Origin of the sequence: Nocardiopsis ganjiahuensis DSM 45031 (assembly GCF_000341085.1) — a bacterium.
In the GTDB taxonomy this organism is placed as follows: Bacteria; Actinomycetota; Actinomycetes; order Streptosporangiales; family Streptosporangiaceae; genus Nocardiopsis; species Nocardiopsis ganjiahuensis.
This window is the reverse complement of the sequence record NZ_ANBA01000011.1, coordinates 141,929-163,428: the sequence shown is the minus strand read 5'-3', so window position 1 is coordinate 163,428 and position 21,500 is coordinate 141,929. Positions and strand designations below refer to the sequence as shown.

16 protein-coding genes are annotated in these 21,500 nt (G+C 71.9%); 9 read left to right on the top strand and 7 right to left on the bottom strand.

Annotated elements, in window-relative coordinates:
- Positions 1-7: 7 nt before the first annotated feature.
- A complete protein-coding gene (locus tag D458_RS37955; protein ID WP_026119347.1) occupies positions 8-202 on the bottom strand; it encodes a DUF397 domain-containing protein in 195 nt (64 codons plus the stop codon).
- 702 nt (positions 203-904) lie between these two features.
- Between D458_RS37955 and D458_RS0115935 the strand changes: the two genes are divergently transcribed.
- Both D458_RS0115935 and D458_RS0115930 read left to right on the top strand, forming a co-directional pair.
- A complete protein-coding gene (locus tag D458_RS0115935) occupies positions 905-1,573 on the top strand; it encodes a response regulator transcription factor (RefSeq protein ID WP_017587750.1) in 669 nt (222 codons plus the stop codon).
- Between the two features lie 3 nt (positions 1,574-1,576).
- A complete protein-coding gene (locus tag D458_RS0115930) occupies positions 1,577-2,983 on the top strand; it encodes a sensor histidine kinase (RefSeq protein WP_017587749.1) in 1,407 nt (468 codons plus the stop codon).
- A 1-nt stretch (position 2,984) separates the two neighbouring features.
- Here the strand turns inward: D458_RS0115930 and D458_RS33600 are convergent, their stop codons facing one another.
- Positions 2,985-3,983, bottom strand: coding sequence for a TAXI family TRAP transporter solute-binding subunit (locus D458_RS33600; protein WP_040702480.1), 999 nt, complete (start codon positions 3,981-3,983; stop codon positions 2,985-2,987).
- A gap of 255 nt (positions 3,984-4,238) precedes the next feature.
- Here D458_RS33600 and D458_RS0115920 point away from each other — a divergent pair, with 255 nt between their 5' ends.
- The 4 genes from D458_RS0115920 to atzF all read left to right on the top strand — a co-directional run bounded on the left by D458_RS0115920 (position 4,239) and on the right by atzF (position 12,363).
- Positions 4,239-5,801: an SLC13 family permease gene (locus D458_RS0115920; RefSeq protein WP_017587747.1), complete on the top strand. Its 1,563-nt coding sequence runs from the start codon at positions 4,239-4,241 to the stop codon at positions 5,799-5,801.
- Between the two features lie 370 nt (positions 5,802-6,171).
- On the top strand, positions 6,172-6,900 hold the full coding sequence (locus D458_RS0115915) for a GntR family transcriptional regulator (RefSeq protein WP_026119346.1): 729 nt from the start codon (positions 6,172-6,174) through the stop codon (positions 6,898-6,900).
- A gap of 49 nt (positions 6,901-6,949) precedes the next feature.
- Complete coding sequence (gene uca, locus D458_RS0115910) at positions 6,950-10,624, top strand: urea carboxylase (protein ID WP_017587745.1); 3,675 nt, start codon at positions 6,950-6,952, stop codon at positions 10,622-10,624.
- Complete coding sequence (gene atzF, locus D458_RS0115905; RefSeq protein ID WP_017587744.1) at positions 10,624-12,363, top strand: allophanate hydrolase; 1,740 nt, start codon at positions 10,624-10,626, stop codon at positions 12,361-12,363. The genes uca and atzF overlap by 1 nt, the downstream gene beginning before the upstream one ends.
- 174 nt (positions 12,364-12,537) lie before the next feature.
- On the opposite strand, the gene D458_RS0115900 is transcribed toward atzF, so the two are convergent.
- Positions 12,538-13,704, bottom strand: a complete 1,167-nt coding sequence (locus D458_RS0115900) for a DUF418 domain-containing protein (protein ID WP_026119345.1) — start codon at positions 13,702-13,704, stop codon at positions 12,538-12,540.
- Positions 13,705-13,882: 178 nt separating this feature from the next.
- Between D458_RS0115900 and D458_RS0115895 the strand changes: the two genes are divergently transcribed.
- Positions 13,883-15,193, top strand: coding sequence for a sensor histidine kinase (locus tag D458_RS0115895; protein ID WP_239647966.1), 1,311 nt, complete (start codon positions 13,883-13,885; stop codon positions 15,191-15,193).
- Positions 15,150-15,803: a response regulator gene (locus D458_RS0115890; protein ID WP_017587741.1), complete on the top strand. Its 654-nt coding sequence runs from the start codon at positions 15,150-15,152 to the stop codon at positions 15,801-15,803. Before D458_RS0115895 ends, D458_RS0115890 begins: the two co-directional genes overlap by 44 nt.
- Before the next feature lie 269 nt (positions 15,804-16,072).
- Here the strand turns inward: D458_RS0115890 and D458_RS0115885 are convergent, their stop codons facing one another.
- Together D458_RS0115885 and D458_RS0115880 are read right to left on the bottom strand one after the other, a co-directional pair.
- Positions 16,073-17,284: an MFS transporter gene (locus D458_RS0115885; protein WP_017587740.1), complete on the bottom strand. Its 1,212-nt coding sequence runs from the start codon at positions 17,282-17,284 to the stop codon at positions 16,073-16,075.
- Complete coding sequence (locus tag D458_RS0115880) at positions 17,281-17,979, bottom strand: FadR/GntR family transcriptional regulator (protein ID WP_017587739.1); 699 nt, start codon at positions 17,977-17,979, stop codon at positions 17,281-17,283. Before D458_RS0115880 ends, D458_RS0115885 begins: the two co-directional genes overlap by 4 nt.
- A 188-nt stretch (positions 17,980-18,167) precedes the next feature.
- On the opposite strand from D458_RS0115880, the gene D458_RS0115875 reads away from it, so the two are divergent.
- Positions 18,168-19,226 carry an alcohol dehydrogenase catalytic domain-containing protein gene (locus D458_RS0115875; RefSeq protein WP_017587738.1) on the top strand — a complete coding sequence of 353 codons (1,059 nt, stop codon included), beginning with the start codon at positions 18,168-18,170 and terminating at the stop codon, positions 19,224-19,226.
- A gap of 123 nt (positions 19,227-19,349) precedes the next feature.
- Here D458_RS0115875 and D458_RS0115870 read toward each other — a convergent pair whose 3' ends face one another.
- Positions 19,350-20,879: a DEAD/DEAH box helicase gene (locus D458_RS0115870; RefSeq protein ID WP_017587737.1), complete on the bottom strand. Its 1,530-nt coding sequence runs from the start codon at positions 20,877-20,879 to the stop codon at positions 19,350-19,352.
- A gap of 258 nt (positions 20,880-21,137) precedes the next feature.
- Positions 21,138-21,341, bottom strand: coding sequence for a cold-shock protein (locus D458_RS0115865; RefSeq protein WP_017587736.1), 204 nt, complete (start codon positions 21,339-21,341; stop codon positions 21,138-21,140).
- Between the last annotated feature and the right edge of the window lie 159 nt (positions 21,342-21,500).

Sequence of the window (21,500 nt, the reverse complement as noted above, 5' to 3'; positions counted from 1 at the left end):
CCCGTGCTCATTCGGCGCGGACACGCTCGAGCAGGGCGGTCCACTGATTCGACCGGAACTCCAGGACGGTGCCGCTGCGCCGGGTGGAGTCCCGAAGGCCGATGTCCCCGCACTCCCACAGCACCGTCTCGACGCACTCTCGGTCATTCGAGCTGTAACTCGACTTCCGCCACTGGCCGAGGTCTTTTCCAAGCCCTCTCACCTGAGCCCCCGTCTGGCTCGTCTGCACAGTTCTGCCTCACCCACGCGTCGGCCTCGATCCTTCCGCTGCCACCATTGATGCTCCTGTTTCCCCTGGTCCTTGGAATAAGTTCGGGTCGGCGCTGTCCCACTTATGTATTGTGCTGATAACAGGTCCTGCTTGTACATCCCCATGAGGGCCTTGTTCATGTCGTCCGCATCCGGCCCGTGTCGGAGAAGTGCTCCATAAATCGATGAGAGCAGTACGTTTCAAGTTTGACCTATCCGGGGACGCATCGCCGGAGCCGAAGGTCTGGACTGAGGGAGACGCCAGTTCAGCACTGATGAAATGGTCGCCGATGCCACGGGGAACATGGTCCCGATTCCTCCTCTGCAGGTAAGTCGGTTTCGGCGGTGCGCGGCGAAGTCGGGAACATCTGCGGGTGAAGTGAAAACGGAATCCGGGACCGACACCAGATCGTGTGATCGAATCGATACAATTTCACTGGTTGCCCGAATTCACATCCGTCACGCCAGCATCGTTTTTCTCTGAATTCCCACCAGGCCTTCACGGAGGATGCGGGCTGTCGGATTCCGGTACGCGCGGCGTGCACCCGGAGGGGTGTTTCCAGGCGGCGCGCGGGGAGGACCGTCGACGACCGTGAGCGGCGGACCGCGTGCCCGGGGGGTCGGGCACGCCGAACTCTGCCTACTATGACTAGCCATGCGTATTCTCGTGGTCGAGGACGATGACCGGGTGGCCCGTGGGCTGGTCACCGCGCTTCGCGCGGCCTCCTTCGACGTGCAGCGGGTGGCCACGGCCGAGCGGGCGCTTTCGGCGCCCCCGGCCGACGTGGTCCTGCTCGACCTCGGGTTGCCCGACGCTGACGGCATCGATCTCCTGCGCAGGCTCCGGGAGCGCCCGCAGACGGCGATCATCGCGGTGACCGCGCGGAGTGAGGAGCGGGACCGGGTGCGGGGGCTGCGGGCCGGCGCCGACGACTACGTGGTCAAACCCTTCGGGGTCGCTGAGCTGCTCGCCCGGATCGACGCGGTGCTGCGGCGGACCCGGACGGCCCGGGCCGAGCCCGAGCGGGAGGACCCGCCGCTGCGGGTCGGCCGACTCACCCTCGACGTCAACGCGCGTGAGGCGCGGGTCGGCGAGGGCGTGCTTCCGCTGACGCGCAAGGAGTTCGACCTGCTGCGTCTGCTGGTGGAGCGCTCTCCCCACGTGGTGGCGCGGGACCAGATCCTCGACCAGGTGTGGGGCGCCGCCTGGGAGGCCTCCTCGCGGACCCTGGACACGCACATCGCCTCGTTGCGCGCCAAGGTCGGCGCGGTCCCCCGCATCCGCACGGTGCGCGGGGTCGGCTACGTGCTCGACGAGGCCTGACCCGTGCTGCGGCGGCTCCTGGCGATCCTCCTTCCGGCCGCCTTCGTCCTGGTGGCGGCGGTGCTGGCCCCGTTGGGCGCGGTCATCGCCCAGCAGCAGACCCAGGAGGTCTACGTCGACCGGCTGGGTGACGCGGGCCGGTTCGCCTCGTTGGCGGGGACCGCCCTGGAGGCGGAGCGGACCAACGCCCTCGTCCAGGAGATGGCCCGGTACGAACAGCTCTACGGCATCCCCGCGGTGGTGGTCGCCCCCGACGGGCAGGTGGTCGTGGGCTCCGGTGAACAGGACCGGATGCGGGCCCTGGTGGCGGACGTGGCCACCGGTGGCGGGATCACCGCGGCGCTGGCGGGGGAGCGCCCGGAGCCGCCGACCACGGTGTGGCCCTGGCAGGCGGAGCCGCTGGTCATCGCGGAACCCATCGGCCGGGACAGCGAGGTCGCCGGGGCGGTGGTGCTGGTCGCGCCCACCGAGGAACTGGGCGCGGCCATCCTCGGCGCGTGGGGGTGGATGGTCCTGGCCAGCACCCTGCCGCTGGCCCTGCTGGTGTCGGCGTCGGTGCCGCTGTCCCACTGGGTCCTGCAGCCGATCCGCCGGCTGGACGCGGCGACCACGTCGGTGACCTCGGGAGACCTGGACGTGCACGTGGACGCGGAGCGCGGACCGCCGGAGCTGCGTCGGCTCACGGACTCCTTCAACACCATGGTGGAGGTGGTGCGCCGTGCGCTGGAGCGGCAGCGCTCCTTCGTCTCCGAGGCCTCCCACCAGCTTCGCAACCCTCTGGCCAGCCTGCGGCTCTCGGTGGAGAACCTGGCCCCCTACCTCGACGGCCCGGAGGCCCGCGAGGCGCACGCGGTCGCGATCGACGAGACCACCGTCATGCACCGCATGCTGAACTCGCTGCTGGCCGCCACCCGGTTGGAGAGCGTGACCGGTACCGAGGCGGTGGAGGTCGTCGGGCTGGTCGACATCCGGGTGGCGCGCTGGAACGCGCTGGGGGAGTCACGGGGGATCGAGGTGACCACGGACCTGCCCGACCACCTGTGGGCGCACGCCCCGGCGGGCGGGCTGGGAAGCATCCTCGACGAGCTGGTCAGCAACGCCCTGCGGCTGTCCGGCGGCACCCGGATCGAGGTGCGGGCCGAGGACGGGGAGCAGGTGCGGATCGGGGTGCTCGACAACGGCCTGGGCCTGCCGGAGGAGGAGAGGGAGGCCGCCCTGGACCGGTTCTGGCGTTCGCCCAGCCACCAGAACACCGAGGGCACGGGGTTGGGGCTGGCGATCGTCGCCGACCTGGTCCGGGAGGCCGGCGGACGGCTCACCCTGGGAGACGGCCTCGCCGACCAGGGGCGTCGGGGGTTCGGCGTGGTCATCACACTGCCCCCGGCCGATCCCCCCGTCGTGCGGGACTGACCTATTCGGTGGGGACCGCCGGTGTCGGCAGGTCCTCCGGCGAGTCCGACCACTGGGAGGCGGGTTTGTTGTCCCGGTACCAGCTCTCCGAGCCCGGGTGCAGGGGCACGACGCCGGTGGAGATACCGGTGCGCACGTTGATCTGCGCTGCTTCGGGCCGCTGCTCGGCCAGTCGGGCCGCGCCCGTGTAGACGGTGTCGGTGACCACGTACACGAGGTCCTCGGGCAGGTCGTCGCGGCACAGGAGCAGGTTCGGGATGGACATCGTGGGACAGGCCGGGTTGCGGGAGTACGTGGTGGCGGGGATGGTCGCCGGAAAGTACGCCTCGGGGTAGACGGTGACCATCAGGTCGGCGGCGTCGGCCAGGTCGATCAGGCGCACGGGGGTTCGCCGGGCCAGGTCGGTGATGGCGGGGGTGGGGAGGCCGGTGAGGGAGAACATCGCGTCGATCTCACCGGAGGCCAGGGACTGCGCGGACTCGGCCTGGTCGATCCGGACCACCTCGAGCTCCATCCCGGTCACGTCGAAGATCTGTTCGGCGGTGAACTCGGTACCGGAGTTGACCGCGCCGATCGACACGCGCGCACCCTCGAGGTCCGTCAGCCGCCACACGGGGGAGTCGTCGGTGACGACCAGGTGGACGAAGCTGTCGTAGAGCCGTCCGACGGAGCTGAGCAGTGGCCGTTCGGTGCCGTAGTCGAGGACCGAGTCGAGGTTGGCGAGGCCCAGGTGGGCCTCCCCGTCCTCCAGGAGGAGGAGGTTGTCGTGCGAGGCGCCGGTCTCGACGGTGACCACCTCGATGTCGGAGAGCCGTTGGTCCAGGAGGGCCGCGATCGCCCCTCCTATCTCCCGGTAGACGGCCCCGGGCGGGCCGGTGGCGATCACGATCCGGTCGAGGTCCGGGGCCGGGCCGCGTGTGCAACCGCTCACGGCGCCGACGGTGAGGGCCCCCGCGGCTCCCAGGAGAGCGGCGCGTCTGGTCGGTCCCGTAGATCCCATACTCGCAGCTTAGGCGGGCCCCAGGCCTGGGCTGAGGGGGTCACCCCACCTCACCCCGTGTCCCGGAACACACACCTAACGTGGCTCAATGTCAGAGAAATCCCAAGAAATGCGGAGTTACTTTGCACACACCACCCTGTGAGCTCACCATCTGTGGAGTCAGGAAGTAACCCGGAGGTAACCCCGCGGCAAACCGCGGGACGCGCCTCCGAAGACGGGCGTCCGCCTGGACGGCGCCCAACGGAGGAGGAGCACATGGCGAGCTCGAAGGCCGTCGACACCCCCGACATGTCGTCGGTCAAACGTGAGGAGAGATCCTCGCACGTCATGACCCGGGGCCGGATCATCGGCCTCGTCCTGGGACCGTTGCTCGCTCTCGCGATCTTCCTCCTCATGCCCGAGATGCCGCTGCCGCTCGGCGAGGGCGAGACCGACGAGGTCCTGTCGGTCAACGGGTCCGTGGTCGCGGCGGTCACCGCTTGGATCGCGGTCTGGTGGGCGACCGAGGCGATCCCGATCCCGGTGACCTCCCTGCTGCCGCTGGTGCTCTTCCCCCTCATGGTGGACGGCACCGCCATCGGTGACGTGGCCCCCTCCTACGGATCCGACACGATCTTCCTCTTCATGGGCGGCTTCATGCTCGCCCTGGCCATGCAGAAGTGGAACCTCCACAAGCGCATCGCCCTGACGATCGTCTCGAAGGTCGGATCGAACACGGTCGGTCTCGTCGGCGGCTTCATGATCGCCACCGGCTTCATCTCCATGTGGGTGTCCAACACCGCCACGGCCGTGATGATGCTGCCGGTCGGCCTCTCCGTCATCGCGCTGATCGCCCAGTTCCGGGGCGGCCGCACGGACGCGAACTTCGCCACCGCGCTCATGCTGGGTATCGCCTACGCCGCCTCCATCGGCTCCGTGTCCACCCTGATCGGCACCCCGCCCAACGTCCTGATGGTCGGCTACCTGTCCGAGACCCACGACATCCAGATCGGCTTCGGCCAGTGGATGATGGCCGGTGTGCCGCTGGCCGTGGTCTTCATGCTGATCGCGTGGTTCGTTCTCACCCGCCTCTTCCGACCGGAGATCAAGAAGGTCGAGGGCGCCCAGGAGCTCATCCGCGATGAGCTCGGCAAGATGGGGCCGATGTCCCGCGGTGAGAAGCTGGTCCTCGCGATCTTCGCCTTCGCCGCCCTGTCCTGGATCTTCGTCCCGATGATCGCCGACATCGAGTCGGTGGCCGCCGCCGCCCCGTGGCTCGGCAGCGTGAGTGACGCCGGCATCGCGATGACCGTCGCCGTCCTGCTCTTCATCATCCCGGTGGACAGGCGGACCCAGCTGCTCGACTGGGACACCGCGGTCAAGCTCCCCTGGGGCGTCCTGCTGCTCTTCGGCGGCGGCCTGGCGATCTCGGCCCAGTTCACGAGCTCCGGCCTGAGCGCCTGGATCGGCGGGCAGGTCTCCTTCCTGTCCGGCGTGCCCGTCTGGGTGCTGATCACGGCTGTCACCGCGCTCGTCCTCTTCCTCACCGAGCTCACCAGCAACACGGCCACGGCGGCGACCTTCCTGCCGATCATGGGCGGTGTGGCGATGGGTATGGACATCGACATCCTCACCCTGGTGGTCCCGGTCGCGCTCGCCGCCACCATGGCCTTCATGCTCCCGGTGGCGACCCCGCCGAACGCGATCGCCTTCGGCTCGGGCTACGTCAAGATCGGCGAGATGATCAAGGGCGGTGTCTGGCTCAACCTGGCCGCCCTCCTGTGCATCGTCGCCACCATGTACGTGCTGATGGCCTGGGCTCTGGGGATCTCCATGTAGGCCCTTCCGACCACGGGCCGCCCGGAGCAGAGAGCGGGGGGCCCCTTCCCCGGGGCGGCGATCTCCTCTCCCGACCGCCGTCCCGGCACTCCCAGGGCGCTCTTCCCGGTTCCGACACCGTTCATCGGAACCGGGAGGGGCGCCCTCTTCCTGTACCCGGGCCCTCGTCAGCCCGGGCCTTCGCGTGTCCGGGCTGCCCGGACGCCCCGGCTCGGACCCCCGCCCGGATCCCGGGCGCCCCGCACGGACACCCACCCCGGCCCCCGGACGCCCGCCCCACCCAGGCGCGAAACACGCGGAAACACAGGGAAACCCAGGCTTCACCCCGCGACAGGGTTCGTGAAACAAGGGCTTTCTAGCGTCTGGGGCCATGGACACACCGATGTATACACGGCCTGGGCCGGCCGGCGCGGAGGACAGCACCCTCTCCCGCCGCGACCGCGTCCACGCCCTGATGCGTGAGGAGGTCCTGAGCGGCCGCATCACGCCGCACACCCGCCTGGGCGAGGTCCGGCTCGCCGAACACTTCGGGGTCTCCCGCACCCCCGTCCGCGAGGCCCTGGCCCGCCTGCACTCCGACGGCCTGGTCGAGCGCCGCGACAACGGCTTCTACGTCGCCGTCCCCAACCTCGCCGAGCTGCGCGACCTCTACGAACTCCGGGTCGCCCTCGAACTGCGCGGTATCGCCCGTGCCATGGAGGACCGCACCATCCGGCACGACCCGCGGATCCTCGTCGCCGAACTGGACCGCTGGGAAGGGCTGCGCGCCGGCCCTCCCGCGCCCGACCCCTCGTTCGTCCTCCTCGACGAGGAGTTCCACGCCGCCCTGTCCCGGGCCTCCGGCAACGGAGCCCTCACCGAGTCCCTGGTCTCCGTCAACCAGCGGATCCGCCGCGTGCGCATGTACGACTTCCTCACCGGGGACCGGATCACCTCGACCATCACCGAGCACATCCAGATCGTCGAGCACCTGCGCGCGGACGAACTCGACGCCGCCTACCGCGCCCTGCACGAGCACGTGGGCGCGTCCATGGAGGTCGTCCTGGAACGTGCCCAGCGCGCCCTGACCCAGATGGCGCTGCACTCCGACCTCTTCTGACCCGCCCTCCCGACCGCCAGCCTCAGCCTCCGACCAGAGGGAGAGCCCCGTGTTCGACTCCGTGCTCGTCGCCAACCGCGGCGAGATCGCCTGCCGCATCATCCGTTCCGCCCGCGAACTCGGGCTGCGCACCGTCGCCGTCTACTCCGACGCCGACGCGGGCGCCCCGCACCCCCGGATGGCCGACGAGGCCGTCCGCCTCGGCCCGCCCCCGGCCGCCGAGAGCTACCTGAACATCGAGCGCGTCCTCGCGGCCGCGGCCGAGACCGGCGCCGGTGCGGTCCACCCGGGCTACGGCTTCCTGTCCGAGAGCTCGGAGTTCGCCCACGCCGTGGAGGCCGCCGGGCTGGTCTTCGTCGGTCCCGAGCCCCGCCACCTGGAGGAGTTCGGCGACAAGCACACCGCCCGCAAGGCAGCGGCCGCGGCCGGGCTGCCGATGGTGGCGGGCAGTGAGACCCTCCCCGACGTGGAGCAGGCGGTCACCGCCGCCGAGCGGATCGGCTACCCGGTGATCCTCAAGTCCACCTCGGGCGGCGGCGGGATCGGCCTGCGCCCCTGCCCCGACGAGGAGTCCCTGCGCGCGGCCTTCGACCAGGTCAGCCGGATGGCGCTGACCCATTTCGGCGGTGGCGGTGTGTTCGTCGAGCGCTTCGTGTCCAGGGCCCGCCACATCGAGGTGCAGGTCTTCGGTGACGGCCACGGCAACGTCGTCACCCTCGGGGACCGCGACTGCTCGCTCCAGCGCCGCAACCAGAAGGTCGTGGAGGAGGCGCCGGCCCCCGACCTGGACGATGCCCTGCGCGCCGAACTCCACCGCACCGCCCGCGAACTCTGCTCCGGGGTGTCCTACCGCAGCGCCGGGACCGTGGAGTTCGTCTACGACGTGGAACGCGGTGAGGCCTCCTTCCTGGAGGTCAACACCCGTCTGCAGGTGGAGCACCCGGTCACCGAGGAGATCTCCGGGGTGGACCTGGTCGCCTGGATGCTGCGGCTGGCCCGTGGGGAGGACGTGCTCGCCGACGTCCCTCCGGAGGGACCGGCCCGCACCGGCCACGCCGTGGAGGCCCGCGTGTACGCCGAGGACCCGGCGCACGACTTCCGGCCCAGTTCCGGCCTGCTCACCCGGGTGGAGGCCCCCGTGGAGGCCCGCGTGGACGGCTGGGTGGAGACCGGCCAACGGGTGACCAGCGACTACGACCCCATGCTCGCCAAGGTCATCGTCCGCGGCACCGACCGCGAGGACGCCCTGGACCGGCTCGGCCGCGCCCTGGCGGAGACGCGGATCGACGGGGTGCAGACCAACCTGGGCCTGCTGCGCGCCCTGAGCGTCCACCCGGACGTGCGCGCCGCCGCGCACACCACCGCGACCTGCGGCACCGTCGGCGACCCCGAACCGCGGATCGAGGTGGAGCGGGCGGGCACCCTCACCACCGTCCAGGACTTCCCGGGCCGCACCGGGTACTGGCAGGTGGGTGTTCCCCCGTCGGGAGCCATGGACGACCTCTCGCTGCGCCTGGGCAACACCGCCCTGGGCAACCCCGAGGGCGCCGCGGGCCTGGAGTGCACCATGGAGGGCCCGGCACTGCGCTTCACCCACACCGCCACCGTGTGCGTGACCGGTGCCCCCGCCGACGTCACCGTGGACGGAAGCCCCGTGCCCCAGTGGGAGCCGGTGGAGGTACCCGCCGGGGCGCTGCTCGACGTCGGTCCCGCCCGGGGCCCGGGCATGCGCACCTACGTGCTGGTCCGGGGCGGTCTGGACATCCCCGAGTACCTGGGCAGCACGTCCACGTTCACCGCCGGAGAGTACGGCGGCCACGCGGGCCGGGCCCTGCGCCCGGGCGACGTCCTGCGCCCGCTCGCCGCCCTTCGCGACCCTCAGCGGACGGCCTCCGGCCGCAGCACCCCTTCCTGTCCGCTGCCGGCCGACGCTCCCGCCACCGCGCCCGTCCCCGAGGCAGACCGGCCCGATTTCCGGACGCCCGCCGAAGCGGCGGAGGGTGACGGCGCGCACTGGGACATCGAGGTCTCCGAGGGCCCGCACGCGGCGCCCGAGTTCCTCACTCGGGAGGGCCTCGCCGACTTCTACGCCACCGCCTGGCGGGTCCACCCGCAGTCCGCCCGCAACGGCGTGCGCCTGTCCGGTCCCAAGCAGACCTGGGCCCGACCCGACGGCGGCCAGGCCGGGCTGCACCCCTCCAACGTGCACGACACCGCCTACTCCGTCGGCGCGGTCAACCTCTCCGGGGACACCCCCGTGCTCCTGGGGCCCGACGGCCCCAGCCTCGGCGGGTTCGTCTGCCCGGTCACCGTGGTCACCGGCGCCCGCTGGAAGATCGGCCAGCTCCGCCCCGGCGACACCGTCCGGTTCCACCCGGTCACCGAGGCCGCCGCGGAGAAGCTGCACACCGAACCCCTCGCCGCGCCCCTGCTGCGCTCCACCGGGTCCGACGGCGACGACGGCGTCCTGGCCCGCGTCCCCGCCGGTGACGGCACCCCCGAGGTCACCTACCGGCGCAGCGGCCACGACAACCTCCTCGTCGAGTACGGCCCGATGGTGCTCGACCTGGGCCTGCGCATGCGCGTGCACGCCCTCATGGCCGCCCTCGACCAGGCCGCCCCCGCCGGGATCGTGGACACCACACCCGGCGTGCGCTCGCTGCACCTGCACACCGACCCCGCGGTGCTGCCGCTGCGCACCCTCCTGGGCCTGCTCCAGGAGATCGAGGCGCAGCTGCCGCCCACCTCCCGGCTGCGGGTGCCCAGCCGGACCCTGCACCTGCCGATGTCCTTCGACGATCCCTCCATCCACGAGGCCATCGCCCGCTACGAGACCGGTGTGCGCGACGACGCGCCCTGGAACCCCGACAACATCGAGTTCATCCGCCGGATCAACGGACTGGACACCGTGGACCAGGTTCGGGACATCGTCTTCGACGCCTCCTACCTGGTGCTGGGTCTGGGCGACGTGTACCTGGGCGCGCCCGCGGCGACCCCGCTGGACCCGCGCCACCGACTGGTCACCACCAAGTACAGCCCCGCACGGACCTGGACGCCCGAGGCCGGGGTCGGGATCGGCGGTGCGTACCTGTGCGTGTACGGGATGGAGAGCCCGGGCGGCTACCAGCTCATCGGCCGCACCGTGCCGATCTGGTCCGGGCTGCGCCAGTACGGCCAGTTCGAACCCGGAACGCCGTGGCTGCTGCGGTTCTTCGACCAGATCACCTGGTACCCGGTGGAACAGCAGGAGCTGCTGGACATCCGCGCCGACCTGCTCGCCGGACGCCACGAGCTCCAGGTCACCGAGGGCGAGTTCGTCCTTGCCGACCACGAGCGGTTCCTGGCGGAGAACGCCGACTCCATCAGGGAGTTCGAGCAGAGACAGGCCACCGCCTTCGAGGAGGAGCGCCGGCGCTGGGAGGCCGCGGGGGAGTTCGAGGACAGGCCCGAACCCGAACCGGCCGCGCCCGCCGGGGAGCTGGACCTGCCGCCCGGGGCGTCCCTAGTGGCGGCGCCGCTCTCGGCGAGTGTCTGGAAGGTGGACGTGGAACCGGGCGAGACTGTCGAGGAGGGGCAGCCCGTCGTCCGTCTGGAGGCCATGAAGCTGGAGGTGGTGGTCCGGGCGCCCGGCGCGGGCACGGTCTCCGAGATCCTCGTCAGCCCGGGGCAGCACCTGGACCCGGGGCACGCCATGGCCGTCATCACGCAAGGAGAAACCGCCTGATGCCCACTCCCACCGCACCCGCTCCCACCGCACCCGCTCCCACCGAAAGAGTGCGCGCCGCCTACCGCCGGATCGCCGAGGCCGACCGGCCGGAGGTCTGGATCACCCTGCGTCCCGAACAGGACCTGCTGGTGGAGGCCAAGGCGCTGGAGGAGCGCCTGGCCCTGATCAGGGAGAACGGGGACGAGGAGCTCCCCCTGGCGGGCACACTCGTGGCGGTCAAGGACAACATCGACGTCGCCGGGCTGCCCACCACCGCCGCGCACCCCGGTTTCGCGTACACGCCCGAGGTGAGCGCGACCGCCGTGGAACGCCTGGTGGAGGCCGGGGCGCTGGTGCTCGGCAAGACCAACCTGGACCAGTTCGCCACCGGCCTCGTGGGAACCCGCAGCCCCTACGGGGCCGTCCGGAACGCCTTCGACCCCGAGCGGGTCTCCGGAGGCTCCAGCTCCGGTTCGGCCGTGGCGGTGGCCCTGGGCATCGCCGACTTCTCCCTGGGCACCGACACCGCCGGATCCGGCCGGGTGCCCGCCGCCCTGCACGGGATCGTCGGCCTCAAGCCCACCCTCGGGCTGGTCCCCAACACGGGGGTCGTGCCCGCGGCCAAGCCCTACGACACCGTCACGGTGTTCGCTCCGGACCTGGCCACCGGTCGGCGTGCCCTGGCGGTCATGACCGGGCCCGACCAGAAGGACCCGGCCGGCCGGGACCGGCCCGCCGACGTCCGGCTGGCCCCCCGGAACCCGGCCCGGATCGCCGTCCCCACCACCGAGGGCCTCGCCCCCCTCAGCGCCGCCGAGCGCGACGCCTTCCGGGCCGCCGCCGACCGCTTCACCGCCGCCGGGGCGACGGTGGAGAGCGTCGACGTCTCCCCGCTCCTGGAGGCCGCCAGGCTGCTCTACGACGGCGCGCTGGTCGCCGAACGTCATGCGGCGGTGGGGGAGTTCCTCCAGGCGCACCCGGAGGGCGCCGACCCCACGGTCGCCGGGATCATCCTGGCCGCCGCGGACCTGCCCGCCACCGCGCTCGCCGCCGACCAGCACCGGTTGACCGCGTACAAGGCGATCGCCCGCGAACTCCTCTCCGGGTTCGACGGGCTTCTGCTGCCGACCACCGTCGGGCACCCGACCCTGGCCGAGGTGGCCGCTGATCCGGTGGGCGAGAACGCCCGGCTGGGCACCTACACCAACTTCGTGAACCTGCTCGATCTCGCTGCCGTCGCTGTGCCCGCCGGCACCGCCGACGGCCACCTGTTCGGGGTCACCGTGGTCACGAACGCCTTCGAGGACCAGGTGGCCCTGGACCTGGCCGGACTCCTCAACGAGGAGGAGCCCGGCCGGATCCGTCCCGCCGACGGACCGGAACTGGCCGTCTTCGGTGCGCACCTGCGCGGCCAGCCGCTCAACCACCAGCTCACCGACCTCGGCGCGCGCTTCGTGGAGGAGACCGCCACCAGCGAGGACTACCGCCTGTTCGCCCTCGCCACCACACCGCCCAAGCCCGGCCTGCTGCGGGTGAACAGCGGGGGCGCGGCGCTGCGCTGCGAGGTCTGGTCGATCTCCCCGGCCGGCCTCGGCACCTTCCTGGCGGCGCTGCCCGCACCGATGTCCCTCGGCGCGGTCACCCTCGCGGACGGGCGTACGGTGGTCGGCTTCGGCTGCGACCCCGCCGCCGCGGAGGGAGCGGAGGACATCACCCGCCACGGCGGCTGGATCGCCTACCGCGAGTCCCTGGCCTAGCCACTCCTTTGCGAAGCGGTGTGATCGTGAAGCCTGGTCCGGCTCCGCCCCGACCCCGGCCGCCGACCCCTGCGGCGGTGGAAGTCCTCCGGCGTCTCGATCGCGGTGGCCGCGGACGGCCACCGCCGGGTCCTCGGTGTCCCGGGCGGCCGGGGGGCTTCCCCGCTGAGCGCCTCACATCCTGACAGGGGGCGGGCCGGAGGCGGGCCTGCGCTCGGTGACCCGGGCCAGGATCCGGGCCTGGAGCAGCTCCATCGGCCCCCGCGCGAAACGCGACAGCCACCAGCGCGAACCCGCGACCAGCACCAGGCTGATCCCCGCCCAGGCGGCCACTATCCAGCTCGCGTGGTGCGCGTGAGCGGCCAGGCCCAGGCCCCAGTCGTAGAAGAGCACCGAGGCCAGGAGGTTCTGGAGGATGTAGCAGCTGAGCGCCGTCCTGCCCACGGCGGTCAGGGAGACCGTGACCAGCCCGGTTCGCCGTACCCGGTCCATCAGCAGTCCCACGAGTCCCACGTACCCCAGCATCAGCACCACGGCGAAGACGCGGTTCCCGATCAGGAACAGGGAGTCGTCGGGCCAGACGGTGGGCAGCGCGTTGAGCGGCAGACCCAGCCCCAGGCCCCAGACCGTCATCCGGGACCGCAGGGCCCGACCGGCCCGGTCGTCTCCGAACGCTCCGGCCCGGTACAGGCGCACACCGAACAGGAAGAGGAACACCATCAGGGGAAAGGTATGGAGCACCGTCACCCGGGAGTCCAGAAAGTCCGTCGCCCGGTACAGGACCTGGTCGGCGTAGCTCCCTTCCAGGTACAGCCGGCCCTTCTCGGTCTGCATCGGGGGGCTCTGACTGTGAACGACGGGGAAGAACAGGGTGGTGAGCGCCGTCACCGAACCTATGAAGGTGAGGTGGAGGCCCAAAGCGGTCCACATGACGGCCGAGCGCGTCCGCTCGGAGAGGCCGAGGACGTAGACCACCAGCAGCGCCGTGATCGCGTAGCCCATGAGCACGTCCCAGGCGAACAGGAGGACGACGTGCAGAGCCCCCTCGACCAGCAGGAGGAGGGCGCGCCAGATCTGCTTGCTCGGCCGGGAGTGACCACGTTCGGCCGCGGCCCGGTACTGGATGGCCAGGCCGACGCCGAACAGCAGGGTGAGCATCGCGAAGAACTTGCCGTCGATGAACATGCTCCGCAGCCCTTCGGCGACGGGGCCGTAGCCGCCTGATTCGGGATAGCCGAAGAGCCAGATGTTCATGGCGAGTGTGCCCAGGATGGCGAACCCGCGCAGCACGTCCAGGAGCGGTATGCGCGGGGGCGCGGGCGGTCGTGTGGTTGTGTCCATGGGCGTATGGTCCCGGGGTTTCGCCCGCCGGGGCATCCGCCGAAGGGTATAGGGCCGGGCTTCTTCGACCTCCGCGCCCCGCCCGTTGCCCGTACGCCTCTGACCCTCCGAGCCCCGCCGTCACCCGTACGCCTTTCGGCGGACGCGGACACCGTGCGCCGTGCCGCACTATGGACGGATGGGTGCGGCAGAGGCGGGCGAAACGTTCGCGCGGAGGCGGTGGCGATGGCGGTGGCTCCCCGTCCCGGTGCGCGACGGGGTGGTGGCGGTACTGGTGGGGCTGGTGGTCTTGGAGCTCGCTCCCATCGAGGGCAGCGCCGAGGCGGGGTGGCTCTCCCACACGGTCGTGCTGCTCGCCTGCGCCCCTCTGGTGCTGCGGCGGCGGTTCCCGTTGACGGTGGTTCTGGCGACCGGAGCCCTCTCGTTCGTCTCGTACGTGACCGTGGGCTACGGCAGCCCCGTGTTCGCCGCCATGCTCGCCGCGGCGTCCGCGGCCTACCGGCGCCCCGGTGCGGTACCGGTGCTGGCCGCGGCGGGGGTCGCGTGTTGGTCTGCCTCCCAGGTGATTCTCTTCCCTGACACCAACGGGATGGTCGAGTGGTCGGGGGACCCGTCCGCCCCAGCCGCGTCCGTGACCGGGAACTTCGTGGGCTTCGCCCTGGGGACGCTGCCCGTCCTCATCCCCGTCCTGGCGGGGTACGTGTGGCGGCTGCGGGCCGACCGCGCCGAGGGGGTTCGGCGCGAGGCGCGCAACGCGTTCGAGTATGAGCGGCTACGCGAGAGGGAGCGGATCGCCCGCGAGGTGCACGACATCGCCGGTCACCACCTCAGCGCGATCCGGTTGCTGGCGGTCGGTGGTCGGCAGGCCCTGGCGGGCCGGGACCCAGAAGCGGTCGCCGTGCTCGGGTCGGTCGCGGATCTGTCCGGCCGCGCGGTGCGGGAGGTGCGTGAACTGCTGGAGGCTCTGCGCGAGGACCGGCTGACCGGGGCGGTGCCGGGCACGGGGCTGGCGGACCTTGCGTCCTTGGCGTCGGCTCTGGAAGGCACGGGGGTACACGTGGAGCTGGTGATGTCCGAGGGGGTCGGGGAGGGCCTGTCCGAGCGAGTGGAAGCGGACGCGTACCGGATCGTCCAGGAGTCCCTGGGCAACGTGCTGCGGCATTCGTCGGCGCGGCGGGTCCGGGTGAGGCTGACGCGCACGGCCGACGCGCTGACGGTCATGGTGGAGGACGACGGATGGCGCATCGTGGCGGCGGAGGGTTCCGGCGGGCGCGGTCTGGCGGGGATGCGGGAGCGCGTCGGTGAGCTGGGCGGCGTCCTGGAGGCGGGGAACCGCCCCGGGCGGGGCTGGCGGGTGCGGGCCGTGCTCCCAGCGGAGGGTGTCCGGGCGGACGGTGCGGCCGGTCCCGGAACAGCGGAGAACACGCGAAGCAGGGAGGGGACGGATGATCCGACTGCTGATCGCCGACGACCAGCCAGCCGCCCGTGAGGGGCTGCGGCTGCTGTTCCGGCCGGTCGAGGACGTGGAGGTGGTGGGGGCGGCCGCGAACGGCCGGGAGCTGGTGTCCCTGGCGCGCCGTCTGCACCCGGACGCGGTGCTCACCGACATCCGGATGCCCGGCATGGACGGAGTCGAGGCGGCCCGGGAACTGTCGGGACTCTCACCTTCGCCGCCGACGGTCATGCTGACCACGTTCGACACCGACGAGTACCTGTTCGGCGCGCTCCAGGCGGGGGCGGTGGGGTTCCTGCTCAAGGAGAGCGAACCGGAGCTGTACGTGGAGGCGGTGCGGGCGGCGGCCTCCGGCCAGGGGGTGATCGATCCGAGGGTCACACCGCGCCTGGTGGAGCGGTTCGCGAGGACCTCGCCGCGCACACCGCCGCGGCTGGTCGAGGAGCTGACGTCCCGCGAACGGGAGGTGCTGGTGCTGGTGGCCAGGGGCCGCAGCAACGCCCGGATCGCCGGGGAGCTGGGCATCACCCACGGCACGGCCAAGGTCCACGTGGCCCGGATCCTGGCCAAGCTGGGGGTGCGGAGCCGGGTGCAGGCGGCGGTCTACGCCTACCGCCACGGCCTGACCACCTGGGCGGACGGCTAGGCCCTGTTTTTGGATCATTCCGCGCTCGCGACCACCAGGCGGCCTCTCGCTGCGCCGATATCACTCGGACAGCCAAACCCAGGCGGGCCCCCGCTGTGCGAAACTGCTGAGCTTGCGAAGCAATGCACAGTAGGGGAGACGGCCGCTCGCATCGATGTCGGCTCCGCCGACACGAGCGAAAGCATCCAGAAAAACAGGGCCTAGCTGCCTCCTCGTCACCCCTGACGCCGAAGGCCCCGCCCCACAGCGGGGTCTTCGGCGCCGGGGAGTCAGGCCCTCCGGTCCCGGCCCGCCCAGAAGGCGACCACCGCCTGGACCAGGGCCAGGGCGCCGACCAGCACCAGCACCAGGTCCGGGGACCCGGTGAGCTGGAGGAGGGCGCCGGCCGCGATGGGGCCGCCGGCGGCGAGGAGGTAGCCCATGGACTGGGCCATACCCGAGAGGCGGGTGGTCTCCGACTGGCTCCGGCCGCGCAGGGCGATCAGGGACAGCGCGACCACGATGGAACTTCCCGTGCCGACCCCGGCGAGCATGATCCACAGGACGCCCCACTGCGGGACCCACAGGAGTCCGGCCATGGCCACCAGGATGGCCAGGCTCACGGCGAGGCAGGCCGGGCGCTGCTCCGCGCGCCGACCCATCAGCGCGCTGATCGCCAACCCGGCCGCCACCCCGGCGACCTGGAACGCGAACAGGTGCCAACCGGCGGTCTGCGGGTTCACGCCCCGGGACGCCTCGACGGAGGGCAGCCAGTTGATCAGCGTGAAGTAGGCGGTCGACTGCAGCCCCATGAACGCGGTGACCTGCCAGGCGGTCGCCGAGCGCCACACCGAGCCGACGGGTTCGGCGGGTGCGCCGGCGGCCGAGGTGACGGGCGCGGGCGAGGGGGCCCAGCGGGTCCGGGCCGCCCAGACCAGGAAGGCGACCACCACGGGCACGGCCCAGAGGCCGAGCGACATCCGCCAACCGCCCAGAGCCGCGGCGAGCGGTACCGCGAGTCCGGCGCCGAGGGCGGCGAAGCCGGTCATCACCGAGGTGGAAAGCCCGGTGAACAGGGCGATCCGTCCCGGGTGGTCGCGCCGCAGGATCACCGGGACCAGTACGTTGCCGAAGGCCACACCGGCGCCGATCATCGCGGTGCCGATCCACAGCGCGGGCAGCGCGGGCAGGGAGCGGATCGCGATCCCGGCCGCCAGGACGGCGAGGGCGGCCAGGAGCACGCGGTCCACACCCCAGCGCGCGGCCGGCCCGTGGACGATCGAGGAGAAGAGGGCGAAGCCGAGCAGGGGGAGCGCGGTCAGCAGGCCCAGAGCGCTGTCGGACAGGCCGGTGGTGGTGCCGATCCGTTCCAGGACCGGGCCGACCGAGGTCAGCGCGGGGCGCAGGCTGGAGCTGACCAGGAGGAGGGAGACCAGGGCCAGCGCCGGGACCAGCCGGTTCCGGGAGCGGGATCGGGAGACGGCCCGGACGGGGGTGCTCATTCGGTCCCGTCCGAGGGGGCGTCGACCACGGCGCTGATGAAGCCCAGTTCGTCCGCGAGCTCCACCGCGATGGCACGGGCGCGCTCGGGGGAGCGGGCCTCGATCGCCGCCAGCAGGCCTTCGTGCAGGTCGTTCAGGTCTCCCTCCTCCGGAAGGGAGGTGGTGCGGCGGATGGACTCCACCACGTTCTCCCGGAGCGCGTCGTAGAGCCGGGTGAGCAGCGGGTTTCCCGTGGCCCCGACCACGGCCCGGTGGAAGCGGGAGTCCGCGCTCACGTAGGCGTCGACGTCTCCGGCGCGCTCGGCCCCGGCCCGGAGTGACAGGGCCGATCGCATGGCTTCGAGGTCGGCGTCGGTGCGGTGACGCGCGGCGCGTTCGGCCGCGGCCACTTCGAGTACGGCGCGCACGTCCAGCACGTGTTCGAGTTCGGTGCCGCCGCCGTGCCGGAGCAGGCCGGTGAGCTCGTCGCTGGCCCGCACGTAGGTGCCGTCGCCCACGCGGGGCTCCAGCAGCCCGGACATGGTGAGCGCGCGCAGCGCCTCGCGGACGGTGCCCCGGCTGACCCCGAGGTCCTCGGCGAGGTGCTTCTCCCCGGGGATACGGCTGTGCACGGGCCAGTCGCCGTTCGCGATGCGCTCCCGGAACTGTTTGCCGACCTGGACGACCAGGGGCTCGGCCCGGGTGGGCTGGGTCATGGGCGACACGGCTGACTCCTAGATGTCCGACATTTGCACGGAGTCTAGGGCGCGGTGCGCGGGTGCACAAGGGGCGCTCCGGCCGAGCGCCGCTGAGCTGGACGTTCTCCCGAGGGCCACCCGGTGGATACCGCGCTGTGGCCGACGCCCACCACGATGGGCCTCCAGCACAGCGGACGGAGGGTTCCTTGGACACCGAACCACGCGGAGGGGCCGACCTCGCGACGATCGCGACCTTCGACGACGGGAGGGTGGGGATCGAACGGGTCGAGCTCTCTCCCCGGAAGGCGGGCGAGGTCGACCTGACGGTGCTCGCCGCCGCCGTCTGCGGTTCCGACCTGCACACGGTGCTCGGACACCGCCCGGCGCCGCCGCGTACGGCCCTCGGACACGAGGGGGTGGGTGTGGTCCGCGACGCCGACCCCGGTGCCCGTGACCTGAGGGGGACTCCGCTGCGGGCGGGCGACCGGGCGGTCTTCGCCCTGTACGCCGCCTGCGGGACCTGTGACCGCTGCGCCTCCGGACTCGCCATGAAGTGCCGTTCGGTCCTCAAGTACGGACACGAGTCGGTGGACCGGGAACCGCGGGCCACCGGGACCCTGGCCGACCGGGTGCGGCTGCTCCCGGGCGTTCCCGTCCTGCGGGTCCCGGACGGCCACGAGGACACGCTGGTGGTCTCCGCCGGGTGTGCGGTGGCGACCGCCGCCGAGATCGTCGCCGCTGCCGGGCCGGAGGCGGCCGGGCGGGACGTCCTGGTGGTGGGCGCGGGGGCGGTGGGCGCCTACTGTGTCGCCATGTTCGCGGGGATGGGCTGCCGGGTGGCCGTGCGGGAGGTCTCCGAGGAGCGCCTGGCGCTGGCGGAGAGCCTGGGCGGGCACCCGGACCCGGGAGGTGGGGGAGGCCCGTATCCCGTGGCGGTGGAGGCCTCCGGCCACCCCGACGCGTTCCTCGGAGCCCTGAACGCGGTGGACGTCGGCGGGCGCCTGGTCGCCGCCGGTTCGGTCAGCCCGGGAGCCACCGCGGTCACGCTCGATCCGGCGCTGCTGGTCACCCGCAGGATCAGTGTGGTCGGGGTGCACAACTACACCCTGGAGAGCTTCGTCCGGGGTGTCGACTGGCTCCTGGAGCACGGCGGCGGCCTGGGGCTGGAGCGACTGCTGTCCCCGCCGGTCCCGCTGCCGGAGATCACGGACGGGTTCGAGCTCATGCGCCGGGGCGCGTACGCGCGCGTTCTGGTGCGCCCCTGAAGCGTGCGCCCCTGAAGAGTGCCTCCCTGAACCTGGCGCCCCGGACCCGGTGTTTCCGAACCCCCGGCCGGGCACGACGGAGCCCCGCCACCCACAGGGGGTGGCGGGGCTCGTGTCTACAGGCTAGGCCTGCGGGGCGCGGCGCGGACGACGCGTGCGGGAGGCCGAACCTCCGCGCGAGCCGCCGCCGAAGCCGCTGCCGCCGCCGTAGCCGCCACCGCGGGAGCCGCCGTAACCGCCGCTGCGCGGGCCGCGCTGACGGTTCTCACGACGGGGCTCGCTCGGCAGGGCCACCGGGACACCGGACGGGGTGCGGGCACCGGTCACGCGGGCCAGCTCCGCGTCCTCGGGCTGGACCTGGGCGATCTGCGCCTCGATCCGCGCGCGGTGCATCAGGCGGGTCATCTCACGGCGCTGGTTGGGCGTCACGAGGGTGACCACGTTGCCGGACTCGCCGGCGCGGGCGGTACGGCCGCCGCGGTGCAGGTAGTCCTTGTGGTCCGTGGGCGGGTCGATGTTCACGACCAGGTCCAGACCGTCCACGTGGATGCCGCGCGCGGCGACGTTCGTGGCGATCAGCGCGGTGACCGTGCCCTCCTTGAACTGCTTGAGGGTGCGGGTGCGCTGGGGCTGGGAGCGGCCGCCGTGCAGCGGGGCTGCCCGGACGCCGCTGTCCAGCAGGTGCTGCGCCATCCGGTCCACGGCGTGCTTGGTGTCCAGGAACATGATGACCTGGCCGTCGCGGGCCGCGATGTGGGTGGCGGTGGCCATCTTGTCCGAGTGGGCCACGTGCAGGACGTGGTGCTCCATGGTCGAGACAGCGCCCTCGGACGGGTCGACCGAGTGGACGACCGGGTCCTTGAGGAAGCGACGGACCAGCTGGTCCACGTTCCGGTCCAGGGTGGCGGAGAACAGCATGCGCTGTCCGTCGGCCGGGACCTGCTCCAGGATCGCGGTGACCTGCGGCATGAAGCCCATGTCGGTCATCTGGTCGGCCTCGTCGAGGACGACGGCCTCGATCTGGTCCAGTACACAGTCGCCGCGCTCCATCAGGTCGCGCAGGCGGCCCGGGGTGGCGACGAGCAGCTCGACACCCTGGCGCAGGGCGCGGGCCTGGCGGTGGATGGGCATGCCGCCCACCACGGTGGACATCCGCACCCGCACCGAGCGGGCATAGGGCGTGAGGGCGTCGGTGACCTGCTGGGCGAGCTCGCGGGTCGGGGCGAGGACCACGGCCAGCGGGCGGTGCTCCTCGGCGCTGCGGCCGTCGAGTCGGGCCAGCAGGGCCAGGCCGAAGGCGAGCGTCTTGCCCGAGCCGGTCTGGCTGCGGCCCAGGACGTCGCGCTTGGCCAGCGAGTTCGGCAGCGTGGCCGCCTGGATCGCGGACGGGGTGGTCAGACCCTGGCGGGCCAGCGTCGCCTTCAGCGGCGCGGGCATGTCCAGGTCCTGGAAGTTGTCGACCGGGTCGAGCCCGGGGTTGACCGTGACGGGAAGCGCGAACTCACCGCTGGAGGAGCGTCCACCGCCGGAGCGGCCCTGGTAGCCGCCTCCGCGCTGGGGGCCGTCGAAGGAACGACGGGGGCGCTGACGGCCGTAGGGGGCGGGACCGCTGGAGGGACGGCCGCGACGCGTGTTGGCACGAGGGTTGTTCATATGTGACCTTTCGCCGACGACGCTTGCCGGGCGAGAAGCCCGCAGCGGGGCTTCGGCGTGTGGCACCGGGTGTGCGTCGAAGAAAATACTTCGAGATCCACGGCCCACACGGAGAAAACCCGGGGTCGTGGCGGACGAACCGGCGCCTGTCGGTGAGCGACGGCCAGAAAACCGGTCCTGAAAAACAGCAAAACGGACAGGGGCCCTGCGCCTTGCGGGCGGGCCCCTGCCGCTTGAACAGCCTTAGGGCGTGTTCGGTCAGATCAGGTTGATGTTCTCAGCCTGGAGACCCTTGGCACCCTGGGTGACGTCGAACTCGACGGCCTGGCCTTCCGCGAGCTCGCGGTAGCCGTTGGCCTGGATGGCCGAGTAGTGGGCGAAGACGTCAGCGCCGCCGCCGTCCTGCTCGATGAAGCCGAAGCCCTTGTCGCCGTTGAACCACTTGACTTTGCCGGTAGCCATAGATGTACCTCTCGTTCGGGAGCATAAGAAGAAAACCGCGGTCTGACGATTTTCCCGTCACCGCGGTGATCACCCGAAACGAAGCAAAATCAACGGGTATCACGACTGCAACTTCTTAGAATCTAGCACAGGATTTTCGATCCGGGGATGAAATATCGT

Bases quoted from the DNA above. Each gene is read 5' to 3' on its own strand.
- atzF (WP_017587744.1), top strand. From the start codon at position 10,624: ATGCCCACTCCCACCGCACCCGCTCCCACCGCACCCGCTCCCACCGAA.
- D458_RS0115915 (WP_026119346.1), top strand. From the start codon at position 6,172: ATGGACACACCGATGTATACACGGCCTGGGCCGGCCGGCGCGGAGGAC.
- D458_RS33600 (WP_040702480.1), bottom strand. From the start codon at position 3,983: ATGGGATCTACGGGACCGACCAGACGCGCCGCTCTCCTGGGAGCCGCG.
- D458_RS0115920 (WP_017587747.1), top strand. From the start codon at position 4,239: ATGGCGAGCTCGAAGGCCGTCGACACCCCCGACATGTCGTCGGTCAAA.
- D458_RS0115880 (WP_017587739.1), bottom strand. From the start codon at position 17,979: ATGACCCAGCCCACCCGGGCCGAGCCCCTGGTCGTCCAGGTCGGCAAA.
- D458_RS0115895 (WP_239647966.1), top strand. From the start codon at position 13,883: ATGGGTGCGGCAGAGGCGGGCGAAACGTTCGCGCGGAGGCGGTGGCGA.
- D458_RS0115890 (WP_017587741.1), top strand. From the start codon at position 15,150: ATGATCCGACTGCTGATCGCCGACGACCAGCCAGCCGCCCGTGAGGGG.
- D458_RS0115885 (WP_017587740.1), bottom strand. From the start codon at position 17,284: ATGAGCACCCCCGTCCGGGCCGTCTCCCGATCCCGCTCCCGGAACCGG.
- D458_RS0115900 (WP_026119345.1), bottom strand. From the start codon at position 13,704: ATGGACACAACCACACGACCGCCCGCGCCCCCGCGCATACCGCTCCTG.
- D458_RS0115865 (WP_017587736.1), bottom strand. From the start codon at position 21,341: ATGGCTACCGGCAAAGTCAAGTGGTTCAACGGCGACAAGGGCTTCGGC.
- D458_RS0115870 (WP_017587737.1), bottom strand. From the start codon at position 20,879: ATGAACAACCCTCGTGCCAACACGCGTCGCGGCCGTCCCTCCAGCGGT.
- D458_RS0115935 (WP_017587750.1), top strand. From the start codon at position 905: ATGCGTATTCTCGTGGTCGAGGACGATGACCGGGTGGCCCGTGGGCTG.